This window comes from Segatella copri (genome assembly GCF_026015625.1).
Classification (GTDB): domain Bacteria; phylum Bacteroidota; class Bacteroidia; order Bacteroidales; family Bacteroidaceae; genus Prevotella; species Prevotella copri_H.
In genome coordinates this window covers 655836-677679 of record NZ_JAPDVG010000001.1, presented here as the reverse complement: position 1 = coordinate 677679, position 21844 = coordinate 655836, and the positions used below count along the sequence as shown (strand labels likewise).

Below are 21844 nucleotides of genomic sequence, written 5' to 3'. Positions count from 1 at the left end.
ATTTTCTACTTTCCTATTTTTGCCCCCCATTCTTGTCGGAGCCGTAGTGGTAGCCGTAGCCATAGCCATAGTGATAGCCATAGCGATAGTAGTGGCCGTAGCGGCCGCCCTGAGCCTTGGTTCCGTTCAGAATGAGTGACATATTCTTGAATTTCTTATCCTTGTAGAGCTGCTCGATGTCGCCCAGCATACTGCGCTGCATCAAGCCCGAGCGTACCACGAAGATGGTGCGGTCGGTAAATTTCTCTATAATCTGGGTATCTGCCACGATTTCCACAGGTGGACAGTCGATGAACACATAATCGTACTCACCCCTGATCTGCTTGATTATCTTCTCCAGACGGTCGGTGAAGAGGAGCTCCGTAGGGTTAGGCGGCATGGTACCGATAGGCAGCACGTCGAAACCCTTCACCAGTCCATACTCCTCGCCATGGCAGATGATGCCCTCCAGGTCATCGGTTCTGCCGTTGAGATAGTCGCTGAGTCCCTCGCCAGGGCTGCCCACGAGCATGGATATGGAACCATGGCGGAGGTCACCATCGATGACGAGTACCTTCTTCTCCTTGATGGCGAACGACATGGCGATGTTGGCTGCCAGGTGACTCTTGCCCGAGCCTGGGTTGAAAGACGTAAGGATGATGACGTTCTGCTCAGGATGGGTACCTATCATGAACTCCAGGTTAGTGCGCAGCACGCGGAACGCCTCGTTCACGATGTCGCGCTTGCCTGCCTTCACCACAATCTGTCGCGTCTCCTTCGGCTTCTTCCAGAACTGGATGCGCTGCAGAAGAGTTGGTCTGTTCTTGCGACTGATGCAGTATGGTATCTCACCGAGGAATGGTATGGTGATGTTCTTGAGGTCGTTTCTGCCCCTCACCGTCGTGTTCATGTTCTCACGGATAAAGATGACTACCACAGGTATCAGGAATCCGAGAACGAAAGCCACGAGGATGATGTTGCGGCGCACAGGCTGCACGGGCTTGATGTCGCCCGTAGGAGGGGTGATGATGCGCGTGTTGTAGGCGGTGAAAGCCTTGGAAAGCTCGTTTTCCTCTCTCTTCTGCAAGAGGAAGAGGTAGAGCGCCTCCTTCACCTTCTGCTGGCGACCCACCGTTTGCAGGTACTTTGCCTGGCTAGGGTTGCTGGCTATCTGGCTGGTGGTCTGCGCCTCGTTTGCCTGCAGGTTGCCAAGCTGCGAGTTGAGTGTCACCACGAAGTTGTCGATACTGGTTACGATGCTATGGCGCATGGAGGCGAGGCTCTGGTCATAGTCAGCCACCAATGGGTTCTGCTCGCTGGAGTTAGCCACCAGGTTGTTGCGCTCCAGCTGCTGCTTGTTGTATTCGGTAATCTGCTGCTCAATGCCCGGGCTGTTGATGCCGATATTGGCTGGCAGGAGCTGGTTCTTGCCCACCTTGCCCGTCAGGAAGTCGCGCAGGTAGCGTGCCATGGAGAGGCGTGAGTTCAGCTCGAGTATCTGCTTGTCTACGTCGCCGCTCTTCTGCATGTATTGCTGTGCGGCGGTCTCTACGTCGGGCAGCAGATTGCGGCTCTTGAACGAGGAGATGTCATTGTCTACGTCGCCCAGTTCTCGCTCGATGACGCCCAGGCGCTCGGTGATGAAATGGGAGGTGGAGACGGTCATCTGGTTCTTGTCCTCTATCCAGTTCTTGCGGTATACGGAGATGATAGTGTTCAGCACGTCCTCGGCGCGCTGGGTGAGCTGGTCCTTATAGGTCAGGTCGATGACTGTTGCCTTCTCCTCGCTGATGCTTGCCGAGAGCGACGCCTTGATATGGTCGGTCATGGCATAGAGGTTGGTGCGGGTCACATGCAGTTTCCTGCTCTCATGTCCATTGACGAAGGCTGAATAGCCCGGTGCCTGGTCTACGCATACATAGCCCATCGCCGTGCGGACGGTCTGGCCCAGCTTGCCCTGTACCTCCTCGTCCGATTCCACTTCGTTTCCAGCCTTGTCGGTGCCACTCACATGTACGATGGAAAACAGGTTGCCATGCTTTACCTCTACATCCAAATTAGCGCTCTGCATATCGTTCAAGCTATAGAAACGAACGGTTACAGGCAGCGTTCTGCCATAGAGAGCCACAGGATGGAAGGTACCGTCTTCACTGTAGTTTACGTCGAGTTTAAGCTGCTTGCCTGCCTCCAGCAAGACGGCTGGCGACTGAATGGCAATCAACTCGTTGTTGACGTTCGACTTGCCTCCCGAGAGTCCCATGTCGGAGAACATACTGGCCACATCGCTGTTGATGCTCTGGCTCTTGCCGTCTTCCTTGATGAGGATGGATGCCGTGCGCTGATAGACACCCGGCGTGGAGAGGAGGTAATAAGTGGCTATGCCCAGGGTGACGACGAGCGAGATAACAAACCATCGCCAGCGCACAAGGCACAGATACATTAAGTCTTGCAGACGAATGAAGTCTTCTGCCTGCTGGGGGCGACGACCCGAAGCATTCTGCATCGTCGCTTGATTATTCTGAATCATTGTTTGAATGTTGAGTGTTGAATGTTGAGTGGTGAGTGTTCACTCTACTCTTACATTATTTCTTGATAAGTACTGCCACGCTGGTGGCAAGTGAGGCAAGGCTAATCCAGAAGCCCGTGCTCCTGACATTGTTGCCATTGACCGTGCTCTGGCGAGCCTTGGTCTCGTTGGGGCTGATGTAAACCACGTCGTTCTGCTGCAGGTAATATACCGGACTGTTGAACACGCTGTTTCCCGAGCAGAGATTGATCTTGTATATCTTCTGGTGGCCGTTTTCCTGGCGCAACACCATCACGTCTTCGCGGGTGCCATAGATGGTCAGGTCGCCCGCCTTGCTAAGGGCATCGAGAATAGTCACTTTCTCGTCCTCGATTTCATACTGTCCAGGGCGTGCCACCTCACCAATCACCGAATAGTGGAGATTTGTCAGGCTGACGGTCACCACGGGATCCTTCACCAAGTTGCGCTCCACGAGAACTTTCTTGATTTCCTCGGCAATCTGCTCTCGGGTACGACCTGCCACATGCAGGGTGCCCAGCACAGGAAAGTCGATGTTGCCCTTGCTGTCTACCGTATAATAATAGGCATCCTTGGCGATGGACGACGTAGAGTAGCTGGTGGCGGTTCCCGTAAGGTTGAAGAGCTGTGTGATCTGTGGATCCTTGCTCTTCACGCCGATGTAGAGTTTATCTGTTGGCTTGGCGGTAATCACCGCACTTTTCAGATTGATTAGCGTGTCAGGATTTTGGTTAAAATCCTGGAAATAAGCTATTTGTCGTGGGGTTCCACAAGCTGACAGGACAAGAAGTCCCGTACAAAAAGCTCCAGAAAGCAATGAATTACGATATTTCATATGATTTTATATTTTTTCTAGAAAACATCTTGGTATATAGGTGGTGGCGACGGCACAGATTCCCTCTATCATAACGATGAGCCGATGGTCGCCATTGATGCGCTTGATTTCGCCCTCCAGACCTTTGAACCTGCCGTCGATGACCCTGACACGTTCACCTTTCTTCCAGTTGAAGGCTCCATCCTCGAAATATTCCAGCCCCTCCTGATCGCCCGACGATACCATCATGAACATCTGCATCTGTCGGTTGGGAATGGCGATGGGCTGTGGGTCGAAGTCCACCAGCTGGCGATATAGCCTTGCCTTGCCACACAGTTCCCGCTCCAGGCATAGCGCCTGTCGCTTGTTGCTGCGCATGAAGAAAAGCGAGGGTATGAGTGGGCGCTCCACCACAATCTTCTTGCCTTGGCTGTTTACATGTCTCTCTTTTACGAAGGGGGCGTAATATTCCATCACATCGCCCATCATATCTTCGGGGAATGTGTTTTTCATCTGGTCAGGATCCTTAAGCACGTTGTTGAACAGGTTGAACAAGTCCCGGCAAAGCGCCTCTTTGTTCATGAACACGCGCATGGCATACCATGATGCCTCTGTCTTGGCTGGTTCGCCAAGAGTCTCGGCTTGTATGCTTAGAGAATGATTGATATCTTTTATTGAATTGTCCATTCTTTCATTTTAAGTATTCTTATACAGACACATTTTCTCTTCCCCCTTATGTCGAAACGAGTCGTCACAAGCAGCAAGGAGATTGAGACAGTATACTTCTCGTAAAGCTTCTGTCGTTCGGAGCAACCCTGATCCAGGCGATGCTGTACCCGCAATCCCATTTGGGTAACTAAGCCTCATATTTCCTGGTTTAGTTCTCAAACGCGCCGCAAAGTTAACAAAAAAAAAAAAACGAAAGAATGTTAGCGCAACTTTAGCTAAAATTAGTTTTTTTAACCGTTTTCCTAATATATGTTAATTTTACTATTTTATTTGCATACAAAACATAAAATCGGGGTAAATCTCTTTCAATAAGTGATTTACCCCGATTAAACATTATACAGATGGAAGGAAACTTAGTTGTTTACGCTACCTCCCACAATATCAAGCAATTCATTGGTAATGGCCTGTTGACGACTCTTGTTGTACTGCAAGTTGAGTTCGCGCAAGAGTTCATCGGCATTATCCGTAGCGGTCTGCATGGCCACCATTCTGGCAGCATGCTCACTCGCCTGGCTATCCAGCAACGCTGTATAAATCATCAGACGAAGCTGCTTAGGAATCAAGACTCCCAAAACAGTCTCCAAGTCTGGCTCTACTATGAAGTCATCATTCAGAGGTTTTGCCTCAGAACTCTGGCGTCCGTCAGCTTCAGCCTGCTTTTGGCGCAGATATTCCTGAGCCTTTGCCGTAGCCACATTAGAGGTAAGGTCACGATCGTTGTCCACTCCTATCGACTCAGTGCTGAGGTCAATAGGCAAGAAAGTCTTGCGGGTCAGAATCTGTGAACCGGCACTCTTAAAGTGATGATAAATCATCTCCACCTTATCGAGCTCACCAGCAGCATACTGCTTGGCAAGTGAATGGGCGATATCTGCACAGGCGCTGGCATGAGGATGATCGGCAAGATCATTAAAGTTACCGCCAATCTTCAAACCCAGTTTCTGTGCCTTCTCTGCCACTTTTCGTCCGATAGGATATACCGTGATGTCGTCAATGCCTTGAGCCTTATACTCGTCCACCGCATGCATCATCATCTTGATAACGTTGGAATTGAATCCACCACACAAGCTGCTGTTAGAACTGTATACCACAAGAGCTACACGCTTGATCTCCTTGTGCTCCAACTGCAACGGATGGTCGACATTCGGAGTACTTACCAGGAAACTCTTGAGGATATGTTCCAGCATATTTCCATAAGGCAGCATATTCTGGATAGCTACCTGAGCATGATGCAACTTACTGGAAGCCACCATCTTCATCGCACTCGTAATCTTACGGGTACTGTTAACGCTGGCTATGCGAGTTTTAATCTCTTTTAATGACGGCATAGGCTATTACGCTTTATATTGTCCTGCAACATTAGCCATGGTCTCCTCGACTGCCTTAATGGCATCGTCGGTGAGTTTACCATCGCCCAAAGTCTCAATCACATCAGCGTGCTGGCTGCGCATAGCATCGAGGAACTGATCCTGACAGTCGCGAACCTTATCCATTGGCACGTCGTGCATCAATCCGTGAACACCACAGTAGAGAATAGCTACCTGCTCGCCTACCGGCATTGGGCGGTACTGAGGCTGAACCAGCAACTGGTCGTTCTTACGGCCACGGTCCAGAGTCATTGCTGTTACGGCATCCATATCGCTAGAGAACTTAGAGAAGGCCTCCAACTCACGATACTGAGCCATATCAATCTTCAGTGTACCAGCCACCTTCTTCATACTCTTGATCTGGGCAGAACCACCTACACGAGATACGGAGATACCTACGTTGATCGCTGGACGGAAGCCCTGGTTGAAGAGGTCGGTCTCAAGGAAGATCTGACCGTCGGTGATGGAAATCACGTTGGTTGGGATGTATGCTGATACGTCACCTGCCTGTGTTTCGATGATAGGAAGGGCTGTCAAAGAACCACCACCCTTAACGTGACCCTTCATGCACTCTGGAAGGTCGTTCATCTGCTCGGCTACCTCCTGCTGGTCGTTGATACGAGCGGCACGCTCCAACAGACGAGAGTGGAGATAGAACACATCACCAGGATAAGCCTCACGTCCTGATGGACGGCGGAGGATCAGAGATACCTCACGGTAAGCCACAGCCTGCTTACTCAAGTCATCGTATACTACGAGAGCTGAGTAACCGCGGTCGCGGAAGTACTCACCGATAGCTGCACCGGCAAATGGTGCGTAATACTGCATGGCTGCAGGATCGGCAGCGGTAGCACTTACGATGATGGTATATGGCAGGGCGCCATGCTCCTTGAGGTTCTGTACCAATGCTGCAACAGTAGATGCTTTCTGACCGATAGCTACATAGATACAATATACTGGCTTGCCAGCCTCATAGAAACTCTTCTGGTTGATGATGGTATCCACTGCGATGGCAGTCTTACCGGTCTGACGGTCACCGATGATCAACTCACGCTGTCCACGACCGATAGGAATCATAGAGTCTACCGCCTTCAAACCAGTCTGAAGAGGTTCCTTTACTGGCTGACGATAGATTACACCAGGTGCCTTACGATCCAAAGGCATCTCGAAAGAATCGGTGAGGTCGATGTCACCCAGACCATCAATAGCCTGACCCAGAGGGTTTACGACACGTCCGAGGAAGTTGTCGTTTACGCGGATAGAAGCAATACGGTGTGTACGCTTCACGCTCTGTCCCTCCTTGATGCCAGCTGTAGGACCTAAGAGGACACAACCTACATTGTCTTCCTCCAAGTTCATGACGATAGCCATGGTTCCATTCTCAAACTCAAGAAGTTCATTAGCCTCGGCATTACGCAGACCATAGATACGAGCCACGCCATCGCTGACGGTAAGCACAGTACCCACCTCGTCAAACTGCTGAGAGCCATTAACCTCCTGGAGCTGCTGCTGAAGAACCTCAGACACCTCACTTGGTTTAATTTTATCTGACATTTTGTTATTTACTTTAATTATTTTTACTTTTTGAGCTGTGTCAGAATGTTGTTGAGCTTAGTCTTTACGCTCGCATCCATTCTGTAAGTATCATACTCAAGGATGAAACCGCCAATCAGTTCAGGGTTCACCTCGGTCTTGAACTCCACAGTACCTTTCGTTCTCTGCTCCACCATCTTGCGCATCTTGTCCTCCGTAGAGGCGTCAACGGCAGTGGCGGTGATCAGCTTACCGCGGATGATGTTCTTCTGTTTCCTGTAAAGAGTGATATACGAAGCAGCCATGAATTGCAGGGTGCTCTCCCTATCCTCTTTCAAGACGAGAGCGATAAACTTCTTGCTCAGTTCCGTAGGCTTCTTGCCCAGGGCTGTGATGAGAAGTGCCTCTTTCTTGTCTTTGGAAAGCATAGGGTTGTCTATCGTAAATCTCAGTTCAGGCACGTCGATGTAGCTCTTAAAGAGCGTCTGCATCTCCTGGTAGACCTGATCTTCGAGCTTCATGCCGAGTGCAGCCTTGATGAGGGCACGGGCATAACGCACCGATATTACACCTATATCCATAAGCTTTACTATTTGTTGTCAGAAGAAACCTCGTCCAGCAGTCGATTTATCATATCCATCTGTGCCTTGTCGTCAGAGAGCTTAGCCTTGAGCACCTTCTCTGCAATCTGAACAGAGAGTTCGGCTACCTGGCCGCGGATTTCACGAATGGCGTTCTGCTTCTCGGTCTCAATCTGCTTCTTGGCATCAGAGAGGAGACGTGCGCCTTCTTCGCGTGCTTTATCCTGTGCTTTCTCTACAATGGCATCGCGGGTTTCGGCAGCCTCCTTGAGGAGGGCAGCCTGCTTCTCGCGAGCTTCCTGCAAGATGGATTCACCTTCTTTTTGGATATTGGCAAGCTTCTCGTTGGCTTCGTGAGCCTTCTTCAGACTTTCATCGATGAAAGCCTTGCGCGCTATCACCATACCAATGATGGCTGGGAAGCCAAACTTGGCAAGGATGACAAAGACGATGATGAAGACCAGCGTCATCCAGAAAAGCAAACCGCTATCAGGAATTAATAAATCCATATATACTGGTTAAAGTTTTACTTAAACGTTTTATTTTAACTAACTCTAGAATCATCTCTATCATGCCCCGGAAAGACATCAGGCTGATGCCTGAGACTTCCTTTTATCGGGGCAGATGATAGTGACAGATGAGATGATTACATAACGATTGCCAGGATGGCGATGATGACAGCGAAGAACGCAACACCCTCAACCAACGCAGCTGCAATAATCATAGAAGAACGGAGGTCGCCCATCTTCTCTGGCTGACGAGCCATAGCGTCCATAGCCTGGCCACCAATGCGACCGATACCAATACCTGCGCCAATAGCGGCCAAACCTGCACCTACTGCGGCACCCAACTTTGCAATCTCTGCTGCTAATAAAAGTGATAACATAATCTTAATAATTTAAGTTGTTTATATTTTCTTTGTTTATTATCTGAAAGAAATTAGATCCGTAATCTATAATCTATAAACTACTTCACTACCTCTGGCTCAGCCTCATGAGACTTTACATGAGCCAGCGAGATGAATACTGCACTCAGCATGGTGAATACCAATGCCTGAATGTAGCTTACCAATACTTCGAGGAGCATCATAAAGGCGCTCATCGCAACACTTACTATTGTCATACCCGTACCTGCCACATAGTTGGCGATAGCATTCTCACTGATGTTGAACATGATGAAAATGATAGCCGCAAACGAAAGTGCGATGGCGTGACCCGCCATCATGTTGGCGAAGAGTCGGATAATCAGAGCCAGCGGTTTCGTAAAGATTCCGAAGAGCTCGATGAATGGCATCAGTGGCACTGGCACCTTCAACCAGGTTGGTACCTCCGGCCAGAAGATATCCTTCCAGTATTCCTTGGTACCGGTGAAGTTGGTGATCAGGAATGTCGTTACACCGAAGAATACGGTGCAGGCGATATTACCCGTCAGGTTACCACCACCTGGAGGGAATGGTACGATACCCATGATGTTGGCAACGAAGATGAAGAAGAAGCAAGTAAGCAACCATGGTGCGTACTTTGGCGCCTCCTTACCGAGCGTAGCCTTGATCACATCCTCATATACTGACATGACGAACATGTGCATCAGTCCTACAAATCCCTTAGGTGCCGGATCATCTATCTTGTGCTTCTTGCACCAGCGAGCTGGAATCAGAATACAAACCAACAGGATGATAGCATCGATGAAGAGCACGCAAACGGTCTTCGTGATGGAGATGTCGAGAGGACGAACCTCCTGGCCTCCCACCTTCTCTACTATCTTGTTGGGATTCGTCTGTGCATCACCGTTCTTGATCACCAGATTATAAGGTCCGGGACGGTCGCCGTTGGCGTCTCTTTCTTCAGAGAATTCGCTGCTGCAGAACACGTGCCAGCCCGAAGTGGTGTTAACGATGATTGGCAGATGAATCACTACGGGATGATCTCCCACCTTGGTGATATGCCATTCATAAGAATCCTTGATATGACCCCACAATATCTCTTTCACATCGATGTTCTCCTTAGCCGATACCTGCAGAGGTGCCAGCGTGAAGAGCAGCATCGCCATCAAAAGGAATTGCTTGAGATGTTTCATATTCTTTAATTCTTACTTTTGTTTATTAATTATTTGTTTCAGAACCGCTTATGAAAGACGGTTCTTTTTCTCTACCCGAGCGAAGTAGATGCAGTCGAACACGAGAAGTACGACATAGAAAAGGGCGAAGATGGCGGTAAAGCCCAGAATATTCTGCTTGTCGCATACCAGCACATAGATGAGGAACACCAATGTACCGGCTACCATCTTGATGACCAGCGCCGCCATGTAGAACTTGGCGAGATTGGCTGGCGATGACTTTGCAACAGCCTTCCATGCTTCACCATAAGCAGTACTTGCAACGAGTGAGAATATCGCACTCACTACCAGCGGGTTAACAACCTGGGCTATCATATCATCACATTGAGCAGATAATCTGCAGGCAAAGAGCACGGCAAGAGCCACTGCTGCTGTAAGCCACAAAGAAATCTGCTTATACCTGATGCTCGCCTGTCTGATAGTCTGCAAGCGCAACTTTTCGTCTTTTTCCATTATTCTTTTTTATCAATATAGCTGTCAACTATTAACTGTCAACTATTAACTAAATTATACTTCTACACAAAGGCTTACTTCGTTTTTCTTACATTCCACGAATCCGCCCTTGATGTTCATTACCTGCTTGCCTTCCTTGGTAGTGTATTCCACCTTGCCCACTTCGAGCGAAGAGATGATAGGCGCGTGATCCTTGAGAATCTCGAACGAGCCGAGGGTTCCCGGAACCAGTACGCTCTCTACCTCACCCTGGAAGACTACTTTCTCAGGAGATACTATCTTTAGCTGTAACATAAGCCGTGGATTTAAAGATTACGCCTGTGCTGCTGCGAGCAACTGCTTAGCCTTCTCCTTGGCATCCTCAATAGTACCTACGTTGAGGAATGCCTGCTCTGGCAGGTCATCTACCTCACCGTCGAGGATGGCGTTGAAGCCATTGATAGTCTCTTCAATAGGAACCATCACACCCTTCAAACCGGTGAACTGCTCTGCTACGGTGAATGGCTGGCTCAGGAAACGCTGTACCCGGCGTGCACGGTTCACGGTCAACTTATCCTCATCAGAGAGCTCATCCATACCGAGGATGGCGATGATATCCTGCAACTCGTTATAACGCTGCAACAACTGCTTTACTCGCTGTGCACAATCGTAGTGCGCCTTGCCCACAATCAGCGGGTCGAGGATACGAGAGGTAGAACCCAGCGGGTCTACGGCAGGATAGATACCGAGAGATGCAATCTTACGGGAAAGCTCAGTGGTAGCATCCAGGTGAGTAAAGGTGGTAGCTGGAGCAGGGTCGGTCAAGTCATCGGCAGGCACATAAACGGCCTGTACTGAGGTGATGGAACCATTCTTGGTAGAAGTGATTCGCTCCTGCATGGCACCCATCTCAGAAGCCAACGTTGGCTGATAACCTACGGCTGATGGCATACGACCCAACAGCGCAGATACCTCAGAACCAGCCTGGGTGAAACGGAAGATGTTATCGATGAAGAACATAATATCTGCTGCCTCACCATTCTTACCTCCGTGATCACGGAACTCCTCAGCTACGGTCAAACCAGAGAGAGCTACAGAAGCACGTGCCCCAGGTGGCTCATTCATCTGACCATATACCAGGGTAGCCTGACTCTTGGCAAGTTCCTCAGGATCGACAAGTGAGAGATCCCACTTACCTTCTTCCATAGCTTTACGGAACTTCTCGCCATACTTGATAACACCAGACTCGAGCATATCTCGAATCAAGTCGTTACCCTCGCGAGTACGCTCACCTACACCAGCGAATACAGAGTAACCGTTGTGTCCCTTGGCAATGTTGTTGATCAACTCCATGATGAGCACCGTCTTACCTACACCGGCACCACCGAAAAGACCAATCTTACCACCCTTCATGTAAGGCTCAAGCAGGTCAATCACCTTAATACCGGTAGCAAGCATCTCCTTGTGAGTAGAAAGTTCGTCAAACTTCGGAGCCTCACGGTGGATAGGATAAGCACCCTTCATGTCCAATTCATTCATACCATCAATAGGCTGTCCGATGACATTCATCATACGGCCCTTGATCTGCTCTCCGGCTGGCATCTGGATTGGGTTACCTGTAGGGATAACCTCCAAGCCGCGCTGCAAGCCGTCAGTATTATCCATAGCGACACAGCGAACCGTATCCTCACCGATGTGCTGCTGCACCTCGATGACAAGCTCGCGTCCGTCTGGACGTTTTACCTTCAGAGCTTCATAAATTTTAGGAAGCACCTTCTCTGGATTCTCGCCCTTTGTATCGAAGTAAACGTCGATAACAGGACCGATAATCTGAGAGATACGTCCGTTAATTTGTGACATAAGCTTATTAGTTTAAATGTTATATATATTTATATTATTCTTGGCTGCAAAAGTAACAACAATTTATGGAAACCACAAATTAATTAAAAGTTTTATTCGGCTTTTATACCTTATTAAACCATTTTTAGTTCCCTTTAAACCATTTTCCTATGCAAAAGCAAGAAGTCAGGAGTCCAAACTCCCCTCTTCTTACTCCAATCTCTATAAATTAGATACTCAACTCGTCCAAAACCTTGATCAGTTTACGGTCGAATGGCTTATCTGAGCGGATGGCCTCAGAAAGTGGCACGTATACCACCTCGTTGTTGCGTACACCAATCATCACATTGCGCTGTCCCTGCATGATAGCCTCGATGGCACCACAACCGGTACGGCTCGCAAGAATACGGTCACGGGCTGATGGACGACCACCACGCTGCAAGTGACCCAGGATGGATACACGTACATCAAACTCAGGGAACTCCTTACGCACACGGTCGGCATAATAAAGAGCACCGCACTTAGGACTCTCTGACACGATGACGATACAGCTCTTCTTAGACTTACGGATACCACGCTCCATGAATTGAGCCAACTGGTCTACGTCGGTAGAATCCTCTGGAATGATAGCTGCCTCTGCTCCACTGGCGATAGCTGAGTTCTGCGCCAGAAAACCGGCATCACGACCCATCACCTCGATAAAGAAGATACGCTCGTGGCTCTGCGCAGTATCACGGATGCGGTCTACACATTCTACGATGGTATTCATCGTAGTATCATAACCGATTGTATTGTCGGTACCATAAAGGTCATTATCAATTGTTCCTGGCAATCCGATGCAGCATACATCAAACTCACGTGCGAAATTCATCGCACCTGTCAGCGAACCGTTACCGCCAATCACGACAAGCGCATCTATTTCCTCTTTCTGAATCGTTTCAAATGCCTTCTGACGACCTTCCTCGGTCATGAATTCCTTAGAACGGGCTGTCTTCAGCATCGTACCACCTGTGCCGATGATACCGCTTACATTCTCAGTAGAAAAGGTTTTAATTTCATCATTGATGAGACCATCGTAACCACGATAGATACCTTTCACAGTGAAACCGTTGTAGATAGCCGAACGGGTAACCGCACGGATAGCAGCATTCATACCTGGAGCATCTCCTCCAGATGTTAAAATTCCAATAGTCTTAATCTTTGCCATAACTATACCTTATTATATTATATATATCTTTAATGTTAGTTTATTATCCTCTCAGGATGATGTTTTTCATCCATTACCCCTACATATATAGTAGGGATCCAAGGGTATACCCCTTGCTTTGTTTGGGCTTATCGATTTAAATAATTAGGTTTGCGGCACCAGCCACCAGGATATGGGAGAGCCAAAGGATAGCAAGTCCGATGACGCCACCCATCATAGCTTTCCAGCCAATATTGCGGAAATACCATCCCATGTGCATACGTTCCATCTTCATCAGGGCAAGACCGCTGATTGTACCGATACCAAGAACGTTACCACCAGCCATTACGCAATATGCTATCATCTGCCAGTAGATACCATTAGTATGATAATCAGTAAGCATGCTGAATGAAGGATCATTCACATTTGCCAAATCATGAAGGGAGAAAAAGTTCATGGCTGTAGCAAAGTTGTCAAGTACAGTACTGATGATACCAGCCAAGACACCATGCAGCAACACGCCAGGATGCTTATCATCCATACCGACAGAGTTGAGAAAAGCAGCAAAATCGTCAAAAGCGCCGGTCTCCTTCACCACTCCGATGGCAAGCATGATACCCATCACGAAGAGAATCATCTGGACGACTCCGTATTGTAACACTCTAGGAGTGCGACGGTCAGCCATCGCATCCATATTCATTAGTTTACGGTTAAATATCTCGTTCACAATCCAGAGTACACCCAATACGCAGAGCGCACCGAGGAAAGGACTTAATTTCGTAATATTATGGAAGGTAGGGATAAACCACAATCCACCGATGCCCACAAAGAGCATCAGCAAGCGCTGCCATACATTGAGACGGGTATCATCCCCGCGGTATGGCATAGCAATCCATTCTGTCTCTACTCTTTCCGGCAGCATTCGCTGCATCATCACCAACGGTATGAGCCAGGCAGCAAGACATGGCAGCAGAAGCGACAGGAAATAATGGGTAGCCGTTACAGCACCCATATTCCACATTACCAGTCCTTCCGGATTTCCGATAACGGTAAGAGCTCCGCCACAGTTGGCAGAAAGCAGAATGGCACCTCCATACACCATGCGCTGACGACGGTTTGGAATTACCCCATGCATCATCGTAAGCATCATCACTGTTGTAGTAAGATTATCGAGATTTGCCGAGATAACAAAGGTTACGGCAGCGAGAATCCATAGCATTTTCTTGGCGCTTCGGGTACGTAACAACTGGCGTATAAAATCGAAGCATCCGTTGTTATTGAGAATTTCAACTATCGTCATAGTGGCAAGCAGGAAGAGTACGATTTCTGCTGCTCTGCCCACATAAGGAAGGAAGATGTTACGGGCAATAAAATACTTCACCGTTGTACTGGTGGATTCTATCTCGTTCCACATTCCGAGATTCAGATAGCGTGAATAATCAGAAGAGTGTTCACTGGTCACGAAGTCCATACCGAAACAGATATAGAGAACCCATCCTACCGTTCCAGCAAAGATGGCTACGGCAGCACGGTTCACCTTGGTAATATTCTCGGTTGCAATGAGAATATATGCCAGTATCAGTATGGCAAGGATGACTAGTGTCATATCATTATTTTATTATATTCATTACATTTTGAACGCAAAGGTAACAATTATTTTGTTATCGCCAACATTTCGGTGTCTTTTTTTAATGAATTTAACTCATTTTCATACAAATGAAAATTTCGCCCGTTTTTTTCTTTCGCCATTATTTTTCTTCCCTCTTCATTTTCATCATAGAATCAGATGAAAACACGGATAACAGAGAAGAACATCACAGGAAGAAATATCGAGGAGGAAGTTATCAGAATATGAAAAGGTTAAGCGTATATATATATTATGTATTTCTCCGAAGGAACCCACTAAAAACAGCGATTTTAGTTAAATATTACTAACAAAAAGAAGAAAGTCAAGAGTAAATGCCTGTAACTCAAAGAAAATGAGTAATTTTGCGCCCGATTTATACAATTCACATAAAGTCAAACTTTATTAATTTTAATTTTTTAATTATTTTTTATGTCAGATTTAAAGAACGTAAAGCCATTGGACGACTTCAATTGGGATGAGTTTGAGAATGGCACAAGCGCAAACGTCAGCAAAACAGACCTCGAGAAGGCCTATGACGAAACTCTTAACAAGGTAACAGAACACCAGGTTGTAGAGGGTACAGTAATCTCTGTAGACAAGAAAGAGGTTATCGTAAACATCGGTTACAAGAGCGATGGTATTATCCCTGCTTCTGAATTCCGTTACAACCCAGACCTCAAGGTAGGCGACAAGGTTGAGGTTTATGTAGAGAACCAGGAGGACGTAAAGGGTCAGTTGGTACTCTCTCACAAGAAGGCTCGCCTCAGCAAGTCTTGGGAGCGTGTTAATGCAGCTCTCGAGAACGAGGAAGTTATCCAGGGTTACATCAAGTGCCGCACTAAGGGCGGTATGATCGTTGACGTTTTCGGTATCGAAGCTTTCTTGCCAGGAAGCCAGATCGACGTTCACCCTATACGCGACTACGACGTATTCGTAGGCAAGACAATGGAGTTCAAGGTTGTAAAGATCAACCAGGAGTTCCGCAATGTCGTTGTATCTCACAAGGCTCTCATCGAGCAGGAGCTCGAGCAGCAGCGTAAGGAGATCATCGGCAAGCTCGAGAAGGGTCAGATCCTCGAGGGTACCGTTAAGAACATCACTACTTACGGTGTATTCGTTGACCTCGGCGGTGTTGACGGTTTGATCCACATCACAGACCTCTCTTGGGGCCGCGTAAGCGATCCACACGAGGTTGTATCTCTCGACCAGAAGATCAACGTTGTTATCCTCGACTTCGATGAGGAGAAGAAGCGTATCGCTCTCGGTTTGAAGCAGCTCACTCCACATCCATGGGATGCTCTCGATGAGAACCTCAAGGTAGGTGACCACGTTAAGGGTAAGGTAGTGGTTATGGCTGACTACGGTGCATTCGTTGAGATTGCTCCAGGTGTAGAGGGCTTGATCCACGTATCTGAGATGTCTTGGAGCCAGCACTTGCGTTCTGCTCAGGACTTCATGAAGGTAGGTGACGAGGTAGAGGCAGTTATCCTGACTCTCGACCGCGCTGAGCGCAAGATGAGCCTTGGTATCAAGCAGCTCAAGGAAGATCCATGGGAGGCTATCGAGGCTAAGTATCCTGTTGGCAGCAAGCACACAGCTAAGGTTCGCAACTTCACTAACTTCGGTATCTTCGTAGAGCTTGAGGAAGGTGTTGATGGTTTGATCCACATCTCTGACCTCTCTTGGACTAAGAAGGTTAAGCACCCATCTGAGTTCACTTCTGTAGGCGCTTCTATCGATGTAGTAGTTCTCGAAATCGATAAGGAGAACCGTCGCTTGAGCCTCGGCCACAAGCAGTTGGAGAAGAACCCATGGGATGAGTATGAGGCAATCTACACTCCAGGTTCTGTTCACCAGGGTACTATCACTGAGTTGATGGACAAGGGTGCTGTTGTAGCTCTCGCTGAGGGTGGTGAAGGTTTCGCTACTCCTAAGCACCTCACTAAGGAGGACGGCGCAATGGCTAAGAAGGGCGAGACTCTCGACTTCAAGGTTATCGAGTTCGTTAAGGAGACAAAGCGCATCATCCTCTCTCACTCTCGTACATTCGAGGAGGGTAACGAGCCTGTTGCTAAGCCAGCTCACAAGCGTGCAAACGGCGGTCGCAAGAACAACAACGAGACAGCTATGATCAACAACGTTGCTGCTAGCACATCACTCGGTGATATCGATGCACTCGCTAAGTTGAAGGCTCAGATGGAGGGCAAGGCTTAATCTTAAACAGATCAGGCTTTTGCTATTCATTAGCTAAATAACATTCAGGGGACTGAAATTTCAGTAATGAGATTTCAGTCCCCTTTTTTATTATGTGTTTTTAAAAAAAAACTATCAAGTGATACCTACCAACTCCAGTAACTCTACTCCATTAATTCATGTTCTAAAACCGCTAATTCATGGCATTTTTCTAGCAAAACATGTCGAAAAACACAAAAACATTTGGTAGTTTCAAGTTTTCTGTTTATCTTTGCAACCGATAAAGCAATAATTTATATAAGCTAGAGAAATCATTCTCTCAAGAATTATCTGAAAAGAAAGAGAAGCGATTCTCCAGATTACAAAAGGAATAAAAGTTCAAGATATGAAACAGTCTAGATTTATAGTAGCCGCTCTATCAATGAGTTGTATCACTACCCTCTCCTCCTGCTTTAAGGAAGAACCGCTCAATGCCGAATGCGACATCGAGCAGGCTTTCGTTGCTACCAACGGACAGTGGGAAAACTGTTTCCTCAACGCCACTGATACGCTCAAGAACGTGATGTCAACAGATCAGGAAATCAGCTTCCTCGTGAAATGTGGCACCGACCTCAGCCACTTCGCTCCGAAGTTCAACCTCACTCCTGGCGCTACCCTATCACCTGCCAACGGTTCAGAACAGGACTTCACCAACGGTCCGGTCATCTATACCGTAACATCAGAAGACGGCAGCTGGAAACGCCAATATAAAGTGAGATTCACCTTCCCACCCATCATCTACGAAGAGATGAAGTACGATTTTGAAAACTACTTCCTCAACGAAAACAAGCCTATACACAGATATTATGTATGGAGCGACAAGAACGATGATGGTACGCTCGCCAACAACTGGGCCACCGGAAACCCGGGCTTCAACATGAGCAAGGGTTCGGCAAAACCGGATGAATACCCTACCGTGCCCGTGAAAGAAGGCTACGACGGCGCCTGCGTGAAACTCACCACCTGCGACACCGGAAGCTTCGGTTCGATGGCCAAGATGCCTATTGCTGCCGGCAACCTCTTTATCGGTAAGTTCGATGCCACACAGGCACTGAAGGATGCCATGAAGGCTACCCAGTTTGGCGTGCCGGTAAGTTTCAAGCCTACCAGATTCAGCGGCTACTACAAATACAAGCGTGGCGATGTGTTCACCAACCGCCAGAAGAAGGTGGTGGAAGGCAAGAAAGACTACGGCACCATCTATGCCGTGTTCTACGACAACCACGACGAGGAGGGCAACAGCGTCGTGCTCTATGGCGACAACGTGCAGACCAGTCCACAGGTAGTGGCACTCGCCATCGTGCCTGATATCGACGACACACCAGAGTGGACCCACTTCGACATCGACTTCATCTACAAGAAGGAGGTGGATGCACAGAAGCTGAAGAACATGGGCTACAGCATGGCCATCGTCAGTTCATCGAGCGTAGAAGGCGCCTCGTTCATGGGAGCCATCGGAAGCACCCTGTGGGTTGACAAATTCCGCATCACCTGCGAAAAAGAATAAGAAGATTCAACAGGAAGATTCTTAAAGAAGATTCAACAAGAAGATATAGAGAAGATTTACAAAAAAAAAGAAGACAAGACAATGAAAAAGTCATTCATTATATCAGCCGCAGCCCTATCCCTCTTTGCCCTTCAGGCACGGGGAGAGAAGTTGGGAGAACTGCTCCACCACTTCACCTACCAGGCGCGCATCGGCTACAATCTGGGTGGCACTGCCCCTATCGGCATGCCTGCCACCATCCGCACCCTGCACAGCTATTCGCTGCGCCCTAACCTGCTGCTCGGCATCGACGCCCACTATCCCCTGGACAACAAGTGGGGCCTGATGTTCGGTCTCCACTTCGAAGGCAAGGGAATGAAGACGGATGCGGGAGTGAAGAACTACCACATGACTATGGTGAAAGGTGGTGAGCAGCTGGAGGGCATGTTCACGGGCAACGTGATAACTAAGGTTGACCAAAGCCTTGCAACCATCCCAGTACAAGCCACTTACGACGTCACCGAGAAGCTTCGCCTGAAGCTGGGTCCTTACTTCTCTTATGTCACCGCACATAAGTTTGAGGGCAATGCCTACGACGGTTATCTGCGACAGGGCGACCCTACGGGACCTAAGATTGAGCTGGGCCATGAGGACGGAGAGCGTGGCGAATACGACTTCTCAAGCGATATGCGCAACTGGCAGTTTGGCATCGATGTGGGTGCCGACTGGTATTTCTCGAAGCGCTGGGGTGCCTACGTGGGCCTTACCTGGGGCTTGACGGAGGTATTCAAGAAAGATTTCCACGTGATAGAGCAACCGATGTATCCTATCTACGGCACCATCGGACTGAGCTATCAGCTGAAATAAGGAAATCTGCTCCAGAATATCTTATATATAATAATGTATAGGAGAGAAAAATCAATTATATCATAATAAAAGAAAGGAAAACTTATGAAGAAAATTTTTACTTTAGTAGCAGCAGCACTCTGCTCTATGTCGATGATGGCAAAGGACTACACCTGCCCTCTCGTGGTTAACATGATGGGAACGGACATGCCAGTGGGCGACGTAAAGGTGAACGTAGATGAGCAGGGAGAAGGCAAATATACCATGAGTCTGCTCAACTTTGACATGAACGGCATAATGCCAGTGGGCAACATCGTTATCAAGGACGTAGAGGCAACTAAGTGTGGCAACGTCACCATGCTCAATGCAGCAAAGGACATCCTGATTACAGCTGGCGACAAGAAAGATGCAGAAGGCAATGCACAGGAATGGATGGGGCCAAGTCTCGGCAACGTGAGCATCATCTTCAAGGGAGAACTGAAGGGCGACAATTTCAACGCCTATCTCAATATTCCATTGGCTGGCGGCATGATTGTCGGCGTGAAACTCGGCAAGAATTGCAATGAGATGGGTCAGTTGCCAAACGCCGGTTTCGAGAAATTCCACGAGGCATCTTACAACGACGCCAAGAGTCAGGAGCCTAACGGATGGCACTCATTCATGAGTTCTACCGGCAGCATGGCAAGCAGGGTTTCAGCAGCTGTACATACCTATGCATCTTCTGAGGTGCGCGAGAACGCAGCAGAAGACAACAAGCAGTGTGTAAAGATTGTTTCAACTCCAGTGAAGGTGGGTACATTGGTTGTGGCTTCTGCCAACGGTACCATCACCACCGGCCGCTTGAAGGCTGGCAGCATGACTGCATCAAGCAAGGACAACTGCTCATTCCTGGATTTCAGCTCAACAGATGTTGATGCCAACGGCGATCCATTCTATGCAGTGCTCAACAACAAACCTGATTCCATGAAGGTATGGGTGAAGTTCAAGGCTGGCGACGGCAACAAGAATCCTAAGGCTACCATCAGCGCCCTCTTGACCAACGGCGAGTATGCTCAGGACCCAGAGGACAAGAAGCATGCAGCCAACATCATCGGTCGTGCCAACAACTCTTCTATCGAGAGCAAGGACGAGTGGCAGGAGATTACCATCCCATTCACCTACGATAATAAGAATGAGATGCCTAAGGCTGCCCTGGTTACCATGTCAACCTGCGCTGTGCCAAGCGGCGGCAGCAAGAGCGAGACCAACCCAGACGTATTGTATGTGGACGATGTAGAAATGGTTTACAATGCTGATATAAAGAAGGTTACCATGGATGGTGAGGACATTACAAATAAGTTTGATGAAGCTGGTGGATTGGAGATTGAAGGCTACAATAAGGCTTTGGATATCAACAACTTCCAATTGGAGGCTATCGGTGCCGGTGCCTACGTTACCAAGAAGATTACCGCTGATAGTTTTGATACCTTCGTAAGCTTCACCGTTACTTCCAACGACCTGAAGAATTGCGTAACCCGCACCATCACCCTCAAGGGCTATACCACTGGCATCAAGAACGTTGAGACCCTCACCCTGCCAAACGGCGTGAAGGCCATCTACAACATGGCAGGTCAGCAGGTTACAGACATGCAGAGTGGTCAGGTTTACATCGTGAAGTACACCAATGGTGAAACCAAGAAGATGATTAAGAAGTAAATGAAAAATCCCCAGCCATCAAATGAATGATAGCTGGGGATTTTTTGTTCATAGCTGGTTCAACAAGGCTTGTGGGCTATCATCCTGTTTTCCAGGCAAAAAAAAAGATTGCATCAGCGGAAATACTTCCACCCAATGCAATCTTCAGTTTTCTTTAATCTAGAGGCTAAACACTTTCTTACGAGAAAAATTCACGAAAGAAAAGAGCCTAGCGTCGGATTTACTTCACCTTTGCAACGATAGCCTTGAAAGCCTCAGGGTTGTTTACAGCGAGGTCAGCGAGAACCTTACGGTTGATCTCGATACCAGCCTTGTGAAGAGCACCCATCAACTGGCTGTAGCTCATACCATCGAGGCGAGCAGCAGCGTTGATACGCTGGATCCACAATGCGCGGAATGTGCGCTTCTTGTTACGACGATCGCGATAAGCGTAGGTAAGACCCTTCTCCCAAGTGTTCTTAGCTACTGTCCATACATTCTTGCGAGCTCCATAGTAACCCTTAGTGAGCTTCAAGATTCTTGTTCTTTTTGCTTTTGATGCAACGTGATTTACTGATCTTGGCATAATTTTTTTTCTTTAAAAGTTCGACTAAAAAGTTAATAATTAACGGAGGCAGAGCAAGTCGCGAACCTGCTTCAAGTTTGAACGGTCTACGAGAGTCTCACCAAGGAGATTTCTCTTCTGCTTCTTTGTCTTCTTAGTCAAGATGTGACTGTGAAAAGCGTGATGACGCTTAATCTTACCTGTACCGGTGAAACGGAATCTCTTCTTTGCGCCGGAATTAGTCTTTACTTTTGGCATTTTTACTTTTAATTTTAAATTGTTATTTATTATAGC

The 21844-nt window shown here is 48.0% G+C and carries 20 protein-coding genes; 4 read left to right on the top strand and 16 right to left on the bottom strand.

What is annotated here, in order from left to right:
• Positions 1-13: 13 nt before the first annotated feature.
• The 14 genes from ONT19_RS02945 to ONT19_RS02880 all read right to left on the bottom strand — a co-directional run bounded on the left by ONT19_RS02945 (position 14) and on the right by ONT19_RS02880 (position 14726).
• Positions 14-2506 (bottom strand): GumC family protein, encoded by a 2493-nt coding sequence (locus ONT19_RS02945; protein WP_264952332.1) that lies wholly within the window; start codon positions 2504-2506, stop codon positions 14-16.
• A 55-nt stretch (positions 2507-2561) separates the two neighbouring features.
• Positions 2562-3359 (bottom strand): polysaccharide biosynthesis/export family protein, encoded by a 798-nt coding sequence (locus ONT19_RS02940; protein WP_264952333.1) that lies wholly within the window; start codon positions 3357-3359, stop codon positions 2562-2564.
• Between the two features lie 6 nt (positions 3360-3365).
• Positions 3366-4025, bottom strand: coding sequence for a UpxY family transcription antiterminator (locus tag ONT19_RS02935; protein WP_264903886.1), 660 nt, complete (start codon positions 4023-4025; stop codon positions 3366-3368).
• Positions 4026-4420: 395 nt separating this feature from the next.
• Complete coding sequence (locus ONT19_RS02930; protein WP_264952334.1) at positions 4421-5395, bottom strand: F0F1 ATP synthase subunit gamma; 975 nt, start codon at positions 5393-5395, stop codon at positions 4421-4423.
• Positions 5396-5401: 6 nt separating this feature from the next.
• A complete protein-coding gene (gene atpA, locus ONT19_RS02925; protein WP_117692831.1) occupies positions 5402-6988 on the bottom strand; it encodes a F0F1 ATP synthase subunit alpha in 1587 nt (528 codons plus the stop codon).
• Between the two features lie 23 nt (positions 6989-7011).
• Positions 7012-7548 carry a F0F1 ATP synthase subunit delta gene (locus ONT19_RS02920; RefSeq protein ID WP_118066550.1) on the bottom strand — a complete coding sequence of 179 codons (537 nt, stop codon included), beginning with the start codon at positions 7546-7548 and terminating at the stop codon, positions 7012-7014.
• Positions 7549-7556: 8 nt separating this feature from the next.
• On the bottom strand, positions 7557-8057 hold the full coding sequence (atpF, locus tag ONT19_RS02915; protein WP_264952335.1) for a F0F1 ATP synthase subunit B: 501 nt from the start codon (positions 8055-8057) through the stop codon (positions 7557-7559).
• 137 nt (positions 8058-8194) lie between these two features.
• Positions 8195-8434 (bottom strand): ATP synthase F0 subunit C, encoded by a 240-nt coding sequence (gene atpE, locus ONT19_RS02910; protein WP_006846851.1) that lies wholly within the window; start codon positions 8432-8434, stop codon positions 8195-8197.
• Between the two features lie 80 nt (positions 8435-8514).
• Positions 8515-9624, bottom strand: a complete 1110-nt coding sequence (gene atpB / locus ONT19_RS02905) for a F0F1 ATP synthase subunit A (RefSeq protein WP_264952336.1) — start codon at positions 9622-9624, stop codon at positions 8515-8517.
• 48 nt (positions 9625-9672) lie between these two features.
• Positions 9673-10116 (bottom strand): hypothetical protein, encoded by a 444-nt coding sequence (locus ONT19_RS02900; protein ID WP_117692825.1) that lies wholly within the window; start codon positions 10114-10116, stop codon positions 9673-9675.
• A 54-nt stretch (positions 10117-10170) separates the two neighbouring features.
• Positions 10171-10410, bottom strand: coding sequence for an ATP synthase F1 subunit epsilon (gene atpC, locus ONT19_RS02895; protein WP_022121941.1), 240 nt, complete (start codon positions 10408-10410; stop codon positions 10171-10173).
• Positions 10411-10428: 18 nt separating this feature from the next.
• Positions 10429-11955: a F0F1 ATP synthase subunit beta gene (gene atpD / locus ONT19_RS02890; RefSeq protein ID WP_264952337.1), complete on the bottom strand. Its 1527-nt coding sequence runs from the start codon at positions 11953-11955 to the stop codon at positions 10429-10431.
• A gap of 208 nt (positions 11956-12163) precedes the next feature.
• On the bottom strand, positions 12164-13141 hold the full coding sequence (gene pfkA / locus ONT19_RS02885) for a 6-phosphofructokinase (protein ID WP_117692823.1): 978 nt from the start codon (positions 13139-13141) through the stop codon (positions 12164-12166).
• Positions 13142-13277: 136 nt separating this feature from the next.
• Positions 13278-14726 (bottom strand): SLC13 family permease, encoded by a 1449-nt coding sequence (locus ONT19_RS02880; RefSeq protein WP_264952338.1) that lies wholly within the window; start codon positions 14724-14726, stop codon positions 13278-13280.
• Between the two features lie 450 nt (positions 14727-15176).
• Between ONT19_RS02880 and rpsA the strand changes: the two genes are divergently transcribed.
• The 4 genes from rpsA (at position 15177) to ONT19_RS02860 (ending at position 21006) form a co-directional block, all read left to right on the top strand.
• Positions 15177-16961 (top strand): 30S ribosomal protein S1, encoded by a 1785-nt coding sequence (gene rpsA / locus ONT19_RS02875; RefSeq protein ID WP_117586285.1) that lies wholly within the window; start codon positions 15177-15179, stop codon positions 16959-16961.
• A 364-nt stretch (positions 16962-17325) separates the two neighbouring features.
• Positions 17326-18486 carry a PCMD domain-containing protein gene (locus ONT19_RS02870; RefSeq protein ID WP_264952339.1) on the top strand — a complete coding sequence of 387 codons (1161 nt, stop codon included), beginning with the start codon at positions 17326-17328 and terminating at the stop codon, positions 18484-18486.
• A gap of 81 nt (positions 18487-18567) precedes the next feature.
• Positions 18568-19332 carry a porin family protein gene (locus ONT19_RS02865; protein WP_117726964.1) on the top strand — a complete coding sequence of 255 codons (765 nt, stop codon included), beginning with the start codon at positions 18568-18570 and terminating at the stop codon, positions 19330-19332.
• Positions 19333-19416: 84 nt separating this feature from the next.
• On the top strand, positions 19417-21006 hold the full coding sequence (locus tag ONT19_RS02860) for a calycin-like domain-containing protein (protein ID WP_264952340.1): 1590 nt from the start codon (positions 19417-19419) through the stop codon (positions 21004-21006).
• 220 nt (positions 21007-21226) lie between these two features.
• Here the strand turns inward: ONT19_RS02860 and rplT are convergent, their stop codons facing one another.
• The gene (rplT, locus tag ONT19_RS02855) at positions 21227-21571 is read right to left on the bottom strand and encodes a 50S ribosomal protein L20 (protein ID WP_006846863.1); all 345 of its coding nucleotides are present in this window, start codon (positions 21569-21571) and stop codon (positions 21227-21229) included.
• 39 nt (positions 21572-21610) lie between these two features.
• A complete protein-coding gene (gene rpmI / locus ONT19_RS02850) occupies positions 21611-21808 on the bottom strand; it encodes a 50S ribosomal protein L35 (RefSeq protein WP_006846865.1) in 198 nt (65 codons plus the stop codon).
• Positions 21809-21844: the final 36 nt, after the last annotated feature.